The organism is Vibrio makurazakiensis, from assembly GCF_050337375.1.
GTDB lineage: Bacteria > Pseudomonadota > Gammaproteobacteria > Enterobacterales > Vibrionaceae > Vibrio > Vibrio makurazakiensis.
This window is the reverse complement of sequence record NZ_JAKJSW010000020.1, coordinates 1-14,141: the sequence shown is the minus strand read 5'-3', so window position 1 is coordinate 14,141 and position 14,141 is coordinate 1. Positions and strand designations below refer to the sequence as shown.

13 protein-coding genes are annotated in these 14,141 nt (G+C 42.1%); 9 read left to right on the top strand and 4 right to left on the bottom strand.

What is annotated here, in order from left to right:
- Window positions 1–8 precede the first annotated feature (8 nt).
- Entirely contained in the window at window positions 9–860 is an 852-nt protein-coding gene (locus tag L4C33_RS02425; protein ID WP_428810877.1) for a thymidylate synthase, read from the top strand.
- Between the two features lie 470 nt (window positions 861–1,330).
- Here L4C33_RS02425 and L4C33_RS02420 read toward each other — a convergent pair whose 3' ends face one another.
- On the bottom strand, window positions 1,331–2,476 hold the full coding sequence (locus L4C33_RS02420) for a Na/Pi symporter (RefSeq protein WP_428810876.1): 1,146 nt from the start codon (window positions 2,474–2,476) through the stop codon (window positions 1,331–1,333).
- A 384-nt stretch (window positions 2,477–2,860) separates the two neighbouring features.
- Here L4C33_RS02420 and nhaR point away from each other — a divergent pair, with 384 nt between their 5' ends.
- Both nhaR and L4C33_RS02410 read left to right on the top strand, forming a co-directional pair.
- Window positions 2,861–3,751: a transcriptional activator NhaR gene (nhaR, locus tag L4C33_RS02415; RefSeq protein WP_428810875.1), complete on the top strand. Its 891-nt coding sequence runs from the start codon at window positions 2,861–2,863 to the stop codon at window positions 3,749–3,751.
- Between the two features lie 120 nt (window positions 3,752–3,871).
- Window positions 3,872–4,165 (top strand): ArsR/SmtB family transcription factor, encoded by a 294-nt coding sequence (locus tag L4C33_RS02410; protein WP_137358295.1) that lies wholly within the window; start codon window positions 3,872–3,874, stop codon window positions 4,163–4,165.
- Between the two features lie 121 nt (window positions 4,166–4,286).
- Here L4C33_RS02410 and rpsT read toward each other — a convergent pair whose 3' ends face one another.
- On the bottom strand, window positions 4,287–4,547 hold the full coding sequence (gene rpsT / locus L4C33_RS02405) for a 30S ribosomal protein S20 (protein ID WP_017035465.1): 261 nt from the start codon (window positions 4,545–4,547) through the stop codon (window positions 4,287–4,289).
- A gap of 249 nt (window positions 4,548–4,796) precedes the next feature.
- Here rpsT and murJ point away from each other — a divergent pair, with 249 nt between their 5' ends.
- The 6 genes from murJ to ispH all read left to right on the top strand — a co-directional run bounded on the left by murJ (window position 4,797) and on the right by ispH (window position 12,576).
- The gene (gene murJ / locus L4C33_RS02400) at window positions 4,797–6,359 is read left to right on the top strand and encodes a murein biosynthesis integral membrane protein MurJ (protein WP_428810917.1); all 1,563 of its coding nucleotides are present in this window, start codon (window positions 4,797–4,799) and stop codon (window positions 6,357–6,359) included.
- Between the two features lie 70 nt (window positions 6,360–6,429).
- Complete coding sequence (gene ribF / locus L4C33_RS02395) at window positions 6,430–7,365, top strand: bifunctional riboflavin kinase/FAD synthetase (RefSeq protein ID WP_428810874.1); 936 nt, start codon at window positions 6,430–6,432, stop codon at window positions 7,363–7,365.
- Window positions 7,366–7,428: 63 nt separating this feature from the next.
- On the top strand, window positions 7,429–10,269 hold the full coding sequence (gene ileS, locus L4C33_RS02390; protein ID WP_428810873.1) for an isoleucine--tRNA ligase: 2,841 nt from the start codon (window positions 7,429–7,431) through the stop codon (window positions 10,267–10,269).
- Between the two features lie 129 nt (window positions 10,270–10,398).
- Window positions 10,399–10,905 (top strand): signal peptidase II, encoded by a 507-nt coding sequence (lspA, locus tag L4C33_RS02385; RefSeq protein WP_428810872.1) that lies wholly within the window; start codon window positions 10,399–10,401, stop codon window positions 10,903–10,905.
- 146 nt (window positions 10,906–11,051) lie between these two features.
- Window positions 11,052–11,483, top strand: coding sequence for an FKBP-type peptidyl-prolyl cis-trans isomerase (gene fkpB / locus L4C33_RS02380; protein WP_428810871.1), 432 nt, complete (start codon window positions 11,052–11,054; stop codon window positions 11,481–11,483).
- Between the two features lie 136 nt (window positions 11,484–11,619).
- Window positions 11,620–12,576 carry a 4-hydroxy-3-methylbut-2-enyl diphosphate reductase gene (ispH, locus tag L4C33_RS02375; RefSeq protein WP_428810870.1) on the top strand — a complete coding sequence of 319 codons (957 nt, stop codon included), beginning with the start codon at window positions 11,620–11,622 and terminating at the stop codon, window positions 12,574–12,576.
- 71 nt (window positions 12,577–12,647) lie between these two features.
- Here the strand turns inward: ispH and btsR are convergent, their stop codons facing one another.
- Window positions 12,648–13,376 carry a two-component system response regulator BtsR gene (gene btsR / locus L4C33_RS02370; RefSeq protein ID WP_428810869.1) on the bottom strand — a complete coding sequence of 243 codons (729 nt, stop codon included), beginning with the start codon at window positions 13,374–13,376 and terminating at the stop codon, window positions 12,648–12,650.
- A gap of 49 nt (window positions 13,377–13,425) precedes the next feature.
- A partial coding sequence (locus tag L4C33_RS02365) for a sensor histidine kinase (protein ID WP_428810868.1) occupies window positions 13,426–14,141 on the bottom strand: 716 nt, incomplete at its 5' end.

Sequence of the window (14,141 nt, the reverse complement as noted above, 5' to 3'; positions counted from 1 at the left end):
GAACTGGTGTGAAACAGTATTTAGAACTCTGTCAACGTATTGTAGATGAAGGTACTTGGATTGAGAATGAGCGTACAGGCAAACGTTGCCTAACCGTTATCAATGCAGACCTCACCTATGATGTTGGTAATAATCAGTTCCCACTAGTTACGACTCGTAAAAGTTTTTGGAAAGCAGCCGTTGCTGAATTGCTTGGTTATATTCGTGGTTATGATAACGCGGAAGATTTTCGTAAGTTAGGAACTAAGACCTGGGATGCGAACTCAAACCTGAATGATGCATGGTTGAACAACCCTTACCGTAAGGGTGAAGACGACATGGGCCGTGTATACGGTGTTCAAGGAAGAGCTTGGGCTAAGCCCGACGGTGGTCATATCGATCAGCTTAAAAAGATTGTTGATGATTTGAAACGCGGTGTTGATGACCGAGGTGAGATTCTTAACTTCTATAACCCTGGCGAGTTTCACATGGGGTGCTTACGACCTTGTATGTACAGCCATCATTTTTCTTTGCTTGGCGATACTTTGTATTTAAATAGTACTCAGCGCTCTTGTGACGTGCCTTTAGGCTTGAATTTTAATATGGTTCAAGTGTATGTGTTCCTAGCAATCATTGCGCAAATCACCGGAAAGAAAGCTGGTGTGGCTTACCATAAGATTGTTAACGCTCATATCTATGAAGACCAACTTGCGCCAATGAGTGATATCCAGTTAAAGCGCGAGCCTCTTGCTCCTGCAACATTCCATATTAACCCTGAGATTAAGTCTCTTGAAGATTTAGAAACCTGGGTAACTATGGATGACTTTTGGGTGGAAGGATACGAATGCCACGATGCAATTAAATACCCTTTCTCGGTTTGATTTAGATAGCGTCGATTGAATAGAAGGCTGCCTTAGGGCAGCCTTTTTTATTGGTGAAATATGGTGACTCTATCACTCTCATTCTTCGTTCTAGCTTGTTATGACAGAGTGACTTTGGACAAGCCCATAATGTCATAGAGTTTGTTGCTATCGATATCATTACCATAGTTGCCCCTCAATGATGGCAACTACCAAGGTTTACAAGGTGTATACGGCGAAAAATCGTATTGGGATGTTCTATGGGGCTGAAGGGGGAGTCTATCTTGCTGAGTGCTGCAAGTTGGTCTTTGGTACTTGTGCTGTAGATAATTGAGTCTGAGGAGTGGTGGGAAGTTTGATGGAACAGATAGGAGCACTTTATCCATAAGCTTTCTTATGATTGTCTCCATTAATTAAAAAGAAAAAGCCCGTAACTTAAGTTACGGGCTTTACTATAAGCGATGTTTTTTAGCGGTTAAGCTATATAACTATTAAGCAGTCAGAGACAAGATTGTGCCTGGCAGTACAACGAATACTGCAATTAGGTAACCGGCAACAACAGCTTTGTTCTTCACTGCCATGTCAGAAATAATGTCAGCGGCTTTAACTGGTAGCTCACGTAAGAACGGGATACCAAAGATAAACACAGTTGCCATAATGTTGAACACTAGGTGTACAAGAGCAATTTGTAATGCGAATACTGCGAACTCACCAGATACTGCTGTAGCAGCAAGTAGAGCAGTAATACACGTACCGATGTTCGCACCTAGAGTGAATGGGTAAACATCACGAACTTTAAGAACGCCTGAACCTACTAGTGGAACCATTAAGCTTGTTGTCGTAGAAGAAGACTGAACAAGAACAGTAACAATAGAACCAGAAGCGATACCGTGTAGCGGGCCACGACCGATTGCATTTTTTAGGATTTCACGAGCACGACCAACCATTAGGCTCTTCATTAGCTTACCCATAACAGTAATAGCCACAAAGATAGTTGCGATACCTAAAACGATAAGCATGATGCCGCCAACTGTGTCACCAAATGTTGATAGAGGCTCTTTGATTGCGCTTACAACAGGCTTAGTGATTGGCTTGATGAAGTTTAAGCCCTTCATGCTCATGTCGCCAGTCGCTAGCATTGGAGATACTAACCAGTGAGAAATCTTTTCTAGAATACCAAATGCCATTTCTAGAGGTAGGAAAATTGCTACTGCTAATAAGTTGAAGAAATCATGAATAGTTGCACTTGCAAATGCACGCTTGAATTCATTGTTACAACGAACATGACCTAAGCTAACCAAGGTGTTGGTTACTGTTGTACCAATGTTTGCACCCATAATCATAGGGATAGCAAGTTCAACAGGTAAACCACCAGCCACTAGACCAACGATAATAGAAGTAACTGTACTTGATGATTGAATCAGAGCCGTTGCAACTAAACCAATCATTAAGCCTGCAACTGGGTGAGAAGCAAATTCGAAAAGAACCTTTGCTTGTTCGCCTGTTGCCCATTTAAAGCCTGTACCAACCATTGAAACTGCAAGTAATAGTAGGTAAAGCATGAATGCCAAGTTAGCCCAGCGTAGCCAGCGAGTAGTGCTCGAAATTGGCGCTGCTGCAGTAGTAGCTTGGTTCATAATGTTTTCTCCGTTGACTGTGTCAGTCTGTGTTTAGTCTGTATGTTTAATCTGAGCGTGATGTTAGAGGGGAAATATTTCAGTAATATTACACTTCTATGTAGGTGGGGTTATTTTGTAATTAATTGGTGGTAACTTATCTCACTAGTAAATAATGCTACCTTAAGTTTTTGTTTTTTAATGATTTAAATGTGGTGTGTTTTTTGTTGATAAGAAAAATAATTTAATTTTTTTCGAATTTATTTTTCCTAATGTGACAGTGCGAAAGATTAGACTTCGTAATTTTCGAGGTTTTTATGATTACTTATCGTTTTTACCGAAGTCTTTGAGGCTGTGTGACATATTTGCTATAAATAGGGTTCAAACACTAACGTTAAGATCACCATGTCTCACTTAAACTATAACCATCTGTATTACTTCTGGATGGTCTGTAAACAAGGCTCTGTAACAAAAGCGGCAGATGCTTTATTTCTGACTCCTCAAACTGTAACCKGACAGATTAAAGCGCTTGAAGAACGAATGGATGGCAAGCTAACGAAACGTAATGGGCGCAGTGTTGAGCCAACGGAGCTTGGTCAGCTAGTCTTCAAGTATGCTGATCGTATGTTTGGTTTAAGCTATGAAATGCTTGATATCGTTAATTACAGCCAACACTCGAATATTTTATTTGATGTCGGTGTCGCCGATGCTTTATCTAAACGTTTAGTAAGTAAGATACTGAGGTCGACTGTCCCGGCAGACAATAGTATCCACCTTCGTTGCTTTGAATCGACCCATGAAATGCTTCTAGAACAACTTTCCCAACATAAGTTAGATATGATTTTGTCAGATTGCCCTGTGGACTCAGGCAAGATCCCTGGCTTATTCAGCAAAAAGCTCGGTGAAAGTGGTATGAGCTTCTTTTGTTCTGGAAATGTAGAGGGGGTTAGTTTTCCTGCCGTATTGGAGGAAAGGAAGCTACTCATTCCTGGTAGCCGAACATCTATGGGACGGAAAGTCCTACAATGGTTTGATCGCCAGGGAATCAAACCCGATATTTTAGGCGAGTTCGATGATGCTGCTTTAATGAAAGCTTTTGCTCGCTACCATGATGATGTGATCTTTTTAGCTCCGACTTTATATATGTCAGAAGTCGCAGATGATACTTCGCTACAACTCATCGGTCATATTGAAGAGTTGAAAGAAGAGTATTATGTCATCTTCGCTGAAAGGATGATTCAGCACCCAGCGGTGAAAAACGTGTGTGACGCAGACTTTAGCCAATTGTTTGAATGATATCTTTTGTCGTTTACGATAGAACAGATTATCATCTGAAAAAACAATGCTAGTCAGTAGAGCCATTGAGTATTGCTATATGATGCACTTGATGGATAGTGGTAATTCAGGGGCCATCAAATGAATTTAAAAGAAATGGAGCAAAATTCTGCTCAAGCAGTAGTGTTATTAAAAGCGATGGCAAATGAAAGACGTTTGCAGATCCTATGTTTATTGCATAACACTGAATTGTCGGTTGGGGAGTTATGTGGAAAGCTAGAGCTTAGTCAGTCAGCTTTATCGCAGCATTTAGCGTGGCTACGTCGAGATGGGCTAGTTGAAACGCGCAAAGAAGCACAAACGGTTTACTACACATTAAGTAGTGATGAAGTAAAGGCAATGATTGAGTTGCTGCACGGGCTTTACTGCAAATAAATCATTTAATTGACTGGTAGATAGGGAAGTTACTGGTCAATTACTGGTCAATGGCAAATTTTAGATATAAAAAAACCGGCAGAAGCCGGTTTTTTTCTTTCACGTTGTAATCGCGGCGCTATTAAAGAGCTTTAATTGCAGCTGTGAAACGAGCCTTATGACGAGCAGCTTTATTCTTATGAATAAGGCCTTTAGTCGCCATACGGTCTAGAAGTGGTGTAACTTCTACAAGAGCAGCAGTTGCAGCTTCTTTATTGCCAGCTTCGATAGCTGCAATAGTTTTTTTCATGTAAGTGCGCATCATAGAACGACGGCTAGCATTGTGCTGGCGACGTTTCTCAGCTTGGATAGCGCGCTTCTTAGCAGATTTACTGTTTGCCAAGGGTCTAACTCCCAAAAACTTAGTTCGGTGACAATTTAAGGGCGAGGACTATCCCTCATTAGCGCTTAATTGTCAAATGATTTGTGCAAAAACCCACCTAAACCAAACAAACTTTGGAATGGAGAGGTCATCACGGTTAAGATGGCGGGGATTCTAACAGCATTTTTAGACCAATGCTAATAAATATGATTGCCAAAGAACGATCGTACGATTGAAATGGCAACTCTTCAACCAGCATCAGAGGTTTTTGTGAGTAAGCGACTCTTAAAGTCAGGGATGATAGTCAGTGCAATGACTTTTGTTTCTCGTGTGTTAGGGCTAGTACGTGATGTCGTAGTAGCTAACTTAATGGGAGCAGGAGCCAGTGCCGATGTTTTCTTCTTTGCTAATAAAATTCCCAATTTTTTACGTCGGCTTTTTGCTGAAGGAGCGTTTTCTCAAGCTTTTGTACCTGTATTAACGGAATATCAGGCCGCAGGTGATAAAGACAAAACCCGAGACTTGATAGCAAAGGTGTCAGGTACTCTTGGAGTTTTGGTTTCTATTGTTACGGTTGTTGGGGTGCTAGGCTCCGGTGTCATTACTGCAATGTTTGGTGCAGGTTGGTTTATCGACTGGCTTAATGATGGACCGTCAGCTCCGAAGTTTGAACTCGCAAGCTTCATGCTTAAAATTACTTTCCCATATTTATGGTTTATTACGTTTGTTGCCTTATCTGGTGCAATCCTTAATACCATGGGGAAATTTGCGGTTTCATCATTTACCCCCGTATTCTTAAACGTGATGATTATTGGATGTGCTTGGTTTCTTGCTCCCAATTTAGATCAACCTGAAATTGGCTTATCCATCGGTGTCTTTCTTGGTGGGTTAGTTCAATTCCTTTTTCAAATGCCTTTTTTGATTAAAGCCGGCGTATTGGTTAAACCTAAGTGGGGATGGAAAGATCCTGGCGTAGTTAAGATCCGCACTTTAATGATACCTGCGCTTTTTGGTGTATCGGTTAGCCAAATTAATTTGCTGTTTGATACCTTTATTGCGAGCTTTTTAGCTACCGGCTCTATTAGTTGGCTTTATTACTCTGATCGCTTACTCGAATTTCCACTTGGTTTGTTTGGCATCGCCATTGCGACTGTGATTTTGCCGGCTCTCTCTCGTAAGCATGTTGATGCTCACAGTGAAGGGTTTGCGAATACGATGGATTGGGGGGTCCGCATGGTGCTATTACTTGGTATTCCAGCAATGCTTGGTTTGATCGTATTAGCTAAGCCAATGCTGATGGTACTGTTTATGCGTGGAGAGTTTACAGCTCATGACGTGAATCAAGCCTCTATGTCTCTGGTGGCTTACGCATCTGGCTTGTTAAATTTCATGCTGATTAAAGTATTAGCTCCAGGTTACTATTCTCGTCAAGATACCAAAACGCCAGTGAAGTACGGCATTATCGCCATGGTGACTAACATGGTATTCAATGCAATCTTTGCATATTTCTATGGTTATGTTGGTTTAGCTATTGCTACTGCTCTTTCTGCTTTCGTTAATATGGCTCTGTTATACAGAGGCTTACATATCTCAGGTGTTTATCATTTAACGAAAACAACATTATTGTTCAGCGTAAAACTATTGCTCGCTGGCAGTGCAATGGTTGCAGTGATCCTTTGGCAGCTAGAAAGTATGCAACAATGGTTGCAGTGGAGTTTTGCTCACCGAGCAGCAATGCTTAGTGGGTTAATAGGCTTGGGAGCTATTGCTTATATAGCCACAGTGCTTATTCTCGGTGTCCGAGTAAAAGATTTAAAAGCAGCGACAGATTAATACTGATTAGTATATAATCCGTCGGTTTCACACAATAAATGATGAAAATTACAGATTTTAGCTGGTAACAATGGAACTGATCCGAGGCATTCACAATATAAAAGCGCAGCATCATGGCTGTGTATTAACCATTGGTAACTTTGATGGTGTTCATTTAGGGCATCAAGAAGTATTGAATCAAGTGGCAGCACAAGCAGAGCAATTAAGTTTGCCCTCCGTTGTGATGACATTTGAACCTCAGCCGATGGAGTTATTTGCGAAAGGTAAAGCACCGGCTCGTTTAACTCGTTTACGAGATAAATTTGTTCAGCTCAGCAAACTGGATATCAATCGTTTGTTGTGTGTGAATTTCAATAAGCATTTCGCTAACCTAACGGCAGAAGCATTTATTGAAGAGTTATTGGTTAAAAAGCTAGGCATTAAGTTTTTAGTGGTTGGTGATGACTTTTGTTTTGGCAAAGGTCGTACTGGTAACTTTGCAATGCTTCAAGAAGCAGGCAAAAAATATGGTTTTGAAGTGGTTAGCACTCAAAGTTTTTGTCTGAATAAGTTAAGGGTTAGCAGTACTGCAATTCGTAACGCATTAGCGAAAGACGAATTGAATTTAAGTGCAGAGATGCTAGGGCGTGATTACAGCATTAGCGGCCGTGTTTCTCATGGTCGTAAATTAGGTAGAACAATCGGTTTTCCTACAGCAAATATCCCCCTTAAACGTTGTGTTTCACCTGTGTCAGGCGTCTATGTTGTTCAAGTTTTGAATTTGGATGGTTGTGTCGTTGGTGGCGTGGCTAATATTGGTCAGCGCCCTACAGTCGGTGGTGTAAGACAACAATTAGAAGTGCATTTTTTTGACTTTAAAGCCAATTTGTATGGTAAACMGTTAGAAGTAATACTTTTGCACAAATTGCGTGACGAGATAAAGTTTGAATCGTTTGACGCATTAAAAAATCAAATAGAATTGGATGCTGAAGCCGCAAGGGTGTGGCTGCTTCAGCTAAAGAATTAATCGGATGATTCCACCGATTAACATAATGTCTAACTTCGCCCAATATAACGGAATTAAGAATCGATGAGTGATTATAAAGATACCCTGAACTTACCTGAAACAGGGTTTCCAATGCGCGGCAATCTGGCAAATCGTGAGCCAGAAATGCTTAAACGTTGGTACAAAGAAGATCTTTACGGTGAAATCCGTAAGGCAAAGAAAGGTAAAAAATCTTTCGTATTGCACGATGGCCCTCCTTATGCGAATGGTGATATCCATATTGGTCACGCGCTAAATAAGATTCTTAAAGACATTATTATTAAATCTAAGACTTTGTCTGGCTTTGATGCACCGTACATCCCAGGTTGGGACTGTCACGGCCTTCCAATCGAGCTAATGGTTGAGAAGAAAAAAGGTAAGCCAGGTCAGAAAATTTCTGCATCTGAATTCCGTGAAGAATGTCGCAAGTACGCTGCTGGTCAAGTTGAAGGCCAAAAAGAAAGCTTTAAGCGTCTTGGTATCATGGGCGAGTGGGACAAACCTTACCGCACTATGGACTTCGGAACAGAAGCAAACATCATCCGTGCACTAGGTAAAATTGCAGATAACGGTCACCTACTGAAAGGTTTTAAACCTGTTCACTGGTGTACAGACTGTGGTTCAGCACTGGCTGAAGCGGAAGTTGAATATAAAGATAAAGTATCTCCGTCTATCGATGTGAAATTCACAGCGGCAGATGAAGCAGCACTTCTAGAGAAATTCACATTTGCTGAAGGTCATACAGGCCAAGGCGAAATCTCTATCGTTATCTGGACTACCACGCCATGGACACTGCCAGCTAACCGCGCAGTATGTGTACGTGACGATCTTGAATACGTATTGATCCAAGTTGAAGCTAATGGTGAGCAACCTGCTCAACGTATCCTTGTTGCTTCTGAACTAGCGAAAGATGTTATGGATCGTGCGGGTATCGAGCACTTCCACAACTTAGGTTTTGCGAAAGGTGCTGATCTTGAGCTTTCTCAGTTCAACCACCCGTTCTATGACTTTACTGTTCCTGCGGTTCTTGGCGATCACGTAACAACTGATTCTGGTACTGGTGTTGTTCATACTGCACCGGGTCACGGTCAAGAGGATTTCGTGGTTGGTAAAAAATACGACTTAGAAATCGCTAACCCAGTAGGTTCAAACGGTGTTTATCTACCGGATACTGAGCTATTTGCTGGTCAACACGTATTTAAAGCGAACGACTCTGTTTTAGAAGTCCTAAAAGAGAAGGGTGCATTATTGCATCATCACGCTTACGAGCACAGCTACCCACATTGTTGGAGACACAAAACTCCAATCATCTTCCGTGCAACACCACAGTGGTTCATCTCTATGGATCAAGCTGGCCTACGTGCAAAAGCACTAGAGTCAATTAAAAGTGTTGAGTGGATGCCTGAGTGGGGTCAAAGCCGCATCGAAGGTATGGTTGAAGGTCGCCCTGAGTGGTGTATCTCTCGTCAACGTACATGGGGCGTGCCAATTGCTCTATTCGTTCACAAAGAAACAGCTGAGCTTCACCCTAATTCACTAGAGCTTATCGAAAAGGTAGCAAAACTAGTTGAAGAGAAAGGTATTCAAGCTTGGTGGGATGTAGACGCAGCTGACCTTATGGGCGCTGAAGATGCAGACAAATACGAGAAAGTTCTTGATACACTAGATGTATGGTTCGATTCTGGCGTAACTCACTACTCGGTTGTTGATTCTCGTGAAGAGTACAACGGCAACTCTGCTGATCTTTACCTTGAAGGTTCAGACCAACACCGTGGCTGGTTCCAGTCTTCTCTAATTTCATCTATCGCGATGAAAGATGAAGCACCATACAAGCAAGTGCTAACGCACGGTTTTGTTGTTGATGGTAACGGCCGTAAGATGTCTAAATCAATCGGTAACGTTGTTGCACCTAAAGATGTAACCAACAAGCTAGGTGCAGATATCCTGCGTCTATGGGTTGCTTCTACAGACTACACGAACGAAGTTGCGGTTTCTGATGAAATCCTTAAGCGTTCTGCTGATGCATACCGCCGTATCCGTAACACCGCTCGTTTCTTCCTAGCTAACTTGAACGGTTTCAACCCTGAAACTGATCTAGTTCCAGCTGAAGAAATGGTTGCTTTGGATCGCTGGGCAGTAGGCCGTGCACAAGCTGCACAAGCTGAAATTGTTAAAGCATACGAAGAGTACAACACGCATGGTGTAACTCAGCGTCTAATGCAGTTCTGTTCTATCGAAATGGGCTCTTTCTACCTAGACGTAATTAAAGACCGTCAGTACACAGCTAAGCAGGGCGGCCACGCTCAACGTAGCTGCCAAACTGCGCTTTACTACATTGTAGAAGCACTAGTTCGTTGGATGGCTCCAATCATGTCATTCACAGCAGATGAAATCTGGAATGAAATGCCAGGTGAACGTGATAAATTCGTATTCACCGGTGAGTGGTTCGAAGGTCTATTCGGTCTTGCAGAAGGTGAAGAACTAAGTAACGAATTCTGGGGTGAAATCCAGTCTGTTCGTGGCGCAGTGAACAAGCTTCTTGAAGATGCTCGTAAAGAGAAAACCATTGGTGGTTCTCTACAAGCTGAAGTGACACTTTACGCAGACGACGCTCTAGCATCTAAGATCAACAAGCTTGAAGATGAGCTACGTTTCGTACTTCTAACTTCAGCGGCGGTTGTTAAACCTCTAAGCGAAAAATCAGATACAGCTCAAGCGACAGACTTTGAAGGTCTATTCGTTGAAGTGGCTGCGATTGAAGCAGAGAAGTGTGACCGTTGTTGGCACCACACGCCAGACGTTGGCACAATTGAAGGTCACGAGAAAGTATGTGGCCGTTGTGTAACAAACGTTGCTGGTGAAGGTGAAGCGCGTAAATTCGCTTAATCTTATAGTTAACGATTGAACTTTATTGAGTTTTTATAGCCCCAGTATCTACTGGGGTTATTTTTTAGGTTTTAGGAACGTCTGCTTTGATAAGCACTGTTTAAGAAATTTTTAATTTTAGGAACATAGATGAGCGAACAATCATTAGCATTGAAACAATCGGGTGTACGTTGGTTATGGCTAGCTCTAGTCGTCTTTCTAGCAGATATCGGTATTAAGTTATTTGTGATGGACAATATGGGTTATGGCTGGGCGAACCGCATTGAGGTTCTACCTTTCTTTAACTTCTTATATGTTCATAACTATGGTGCTGCATTTAGCTTTTTGAGTGACCAAGGTGGTTGGCAACGTTGGCTGTTCACAGGTATTGCATTTGGTGTGACGGGAATGCTGACCTACTGGATGAGTAAACTGCCAGCAACGGAAAAGTGGAATAATGTGGCTTATGCCATCATCATTGGCGGTGCTGTTGGTAATGTTTTTGACCGAGTAGTACATGGCTTTGTTGTCGACTATTTAGATTTCTATTGGGGCACATATCATTGGCCTGCATTCAACTTAGCCGATATGGGTATCTGTATTGGTGCAGCTATGATCATCTTAGATGGCTTTCGTAAGAAAGATGAAAGCAAATAGGGTTATGACGCACCTATAGATTGTCTCGAAGTCACTTTATGACTCACATATTAGAATAGCCCTAAGCGCTGTCGGTTGATCCCGGTAGCGCTTTTTGTTTATTCTGCGTCTGCAAAATAATAATTATCCAGTCTAAGGAAAGTAACGTGGCAGCAATTAAAAATGATTCAGCAGTAACCCTACATTTTACGATAAAAATGAAGGATGGTTCAGTTGCCGACAGTACAGAAAGTATGGGTAAGCCGGCTAAATTTATTATGGGTGATGGTAGCCTGAGTGAAAACTTTGAGCAGTGCTTAATTGGCCTGGAAGCCGGAACGGAAAAGTCTATCGAGTTGAAAGCGGAAGATGCTTTTGGTATGCCAAACCCAGATCATATTCACCATATGGATCGTGCTAAATTTGTTGGTGATGCTGAAGTAGAAGTTGGCACGATAATGGCATTTTCTGGCCCTGACGGTATGGAAATCCCGGGCATCATTACTGAAATTGCAGGCGACTCTGTAACGGTTGATTTCAACCACCCTCTTGCAGGCCAAGATGTAACTTTTGATGTAAATATTTTAGCTGTTGAATAACGCCGCTTGAATCCGGTTTACGCCAAAGCTTCACTGTAATAGCGCTTCACTGTAGAATACTTGGCTTCGCTGAATGCGAACTGTGTAGTTATGACTTTGTAGCGCTTTAAGCGATTGGCAATAAAGTGAAAATTAATTGAGCAATAAAATGAAAATAATGTTAGCTAACCCTCGGGGCTTTTGTGCTGGTGTCGATCGTGCGATCAGTATTGTTGAACGTGCGCTAGAAATGTATCAGCCACCGATTTATGTTCGTCATGAAGTGGTGCACAACCGTTTTGTCGTTGAGGGGTTGAAGCAACGTGGTGCTATTTTCGTTGAAGAGTTGCATGAAGTTCCTGACGATAATATTGTCATCTTCTCTGCTCACGGTGTATCTCAAGCTGTTCGCAAAGAAGCAAAAGAACGAGACTTAACAGTATTTGATGCGACCTGCCCATTGGTGACAAAAGTTCATATGGAAGTTGCTCGTGCGAGCCGAAAGCATATGGAAGTGGTTCTGATTGGTCATGCGGGTCACCCTGAAGTTGAAGGTACTATGGGTCAGTATGCGAGTAATACTGGCGGCATGTATTTAGTTGAGAAACCAGAAGACGTAGAAGCGTTAGTAGTTAAAGATCCAAGTAACTTACACTATGTTAGCCAAACAACACTGTCGGTCGATGAAACGGCGGATGTAATTGAAGAGTTACGTCGTGTATTCCCTGAGATCCAAGGCCCTCGTAAAGATGATATTTGCTATGCAACGCAAAACCGTCAAGATGCAGTACGTGAAATGGCAAACGATGTAGATGTAGTTATCGTTGTTGGTTCTAAAAACTCATCGAACTCTACTCGCCTCAAAGAGCTTGCTGAAAAGCTGGGCACTCCAGGGTATTTAACAGATTGCCCTGAAGATATTGATGCTGCTTGGATTGAAGGTAAAAAGAAAATTGGTGTAACCGCCGGTGCTTCTGCGCCTGAAGAGCTTGTTAATCAAATTCTAGATCGCATCCGTGAACTTGGCGCAGATGAAATAGAAGAAATTCAAGGTCGTGAAGAAAACATGTTCTTCGAAGTGCCAAAAGAGCTACAAATTAAACAAGTCGATTAATCAATTAAGTCACTCGATAAGCGAAAGGCCAGCCATATAGGTTGGCTTTTTTGATCCATGTTTAAGTGAGGCTACTGAAATCCGAGTTGCTCTTTGAGAGGCTTGAGGTAACGACGGCTTACCGGGATCTCAAAGCCTGACTGAGTGATTATCTCAGCCAGTCCGTTTTCTAATAGCTTTATCTCATTGATCAGGCGGATATTGACTAAGTATTGGCGATGGCAGCGGAGCAGGGAGGTTTTCTCTTCTAACGTTTTAAGTGTCATTTGAGATGTAGCTGTTAATGATGCGCTACGCACGTGAACACYACTGATATCTGAGTATGCACTTTCAACAGTGTCGGCAGCCATAATCACAATCCGGTTGTGGCCAATACAAGGAATTTGGTCTAGTCGCTCTGGAGCAATCGCTGCAATATTCTGACTTGGCTTCGCTGACTCTCTGACTAACCTAGCTAACCGTTTTACACTCTTTTGAAGGCGGCAAGGTTCTACAGGTTTTAATAGGTAGTCAAATGCATTGTCTTCAAATGCTTGGATCGCATATTGATCGTAGGCGGTAACAAATACAACATAAGGCATGTCATCGGGGTTGAGCATACTTAACAACTCAATACCTGTGACTTGTGGCATTTGAATATCCAGGTATACGACGTCGGGTTTTAACAGGTTTATTTGCTTAAGCCCTTCGATCGCATTACTTGCTTGACCAATGACTTCAACTTCCCCTGTTTCAGCCAAAAGCTCCATTAACTCTTCACGAGCAAATAGCTCATCATCTATAACAAGTGCCTTTAACATAGCTCAACCTTGATGCTCTGGTTATCCATATATTGCCTCTGCTTCATTGTTATGACTTCCCTAAAGGAATAATAAAGCTCATACGAGTAAATTGCTGTGGTTCGGATTTTATTTTTAGTGCTGACTCTTGTCCAAAGAAGCTTTCTAATCTTTTATTAACGATCTCTAACCCCAGGCCTACATGATCTTTATCTGGCTTTTGATAGCTGCCAGCATTGTCTTCGACGGTGATTCTATAGTCTCCTTCATAAGGTTCGCTATAAACCCTCACGGTACCGCCTTCTAGCATATTAGAAATCCCGTGCTTAATCGCGTTTTCAACCAGAGGCTGCAAGGTAAAGCTAGGAAGCTCTAATTCATACAACTGTGAGTCGATATCCCACTCAACTTCTAGCCTATCGGTGAAGCGTGCTTTTTCTATAGTTAGATACGCATTGACGTGTGCTAACTCGTCTTTGAGTTTCACTGTATTAATGTTCTGCTTCAAGTTACTTCTAAAGAAGTGAGATAGGTGTTGAATCAACYCTCGTGCCTTATCTGGGTCACGTCGTGTTACTGCGCTGATGGTGTTGAGTGCATTGAACAAAAAGTGAGGGTTCACCTGAGCGTGTAGCAGTTTTATCTCAGCTTGGGTGAGGAGTGTTTGCTGCTGCTGATAGTTGCTGAATAGGATCTGGCTAGATAAAAGCTGAGCGATACCTTCGCCCATAGACATGTTGATGGTCGAAAACAGTTTCAGCTTTGGTTCATACAATTTGATAGTAC

Excerpts from the sequence above, each read along its gene's own strand:
- L4C33_RS02410 (WP_137358295.1), top strand. The coding sequence starts at position 3,872 with ATGAATTTAAAAGAAATGGAGCAAAATTCTGCTCAAGCAGTAGTGTTA.
- ileS (WP_428810873.1), top strand. The coding sequence starts at position 7,429 with ATGAGTGATTATAAAGATACCCTGAACTTACCTGAAACAGGGTTTCCA.
- lspA (WP_428810872.1), top strand. The coding sequence starts at position 10,399 with ATGAGCGAACAATCATTAGCATTGAAACAATCGGGTGTACGTTGGTTA.
- L4C33_RS02420 (WP_428810876.1), bottom strand. The coding sequence starts at position 2,476 with ATGAACCAAGCTACTACTGCAGCAGCGCCAATTTCGAGCACTACTCGC.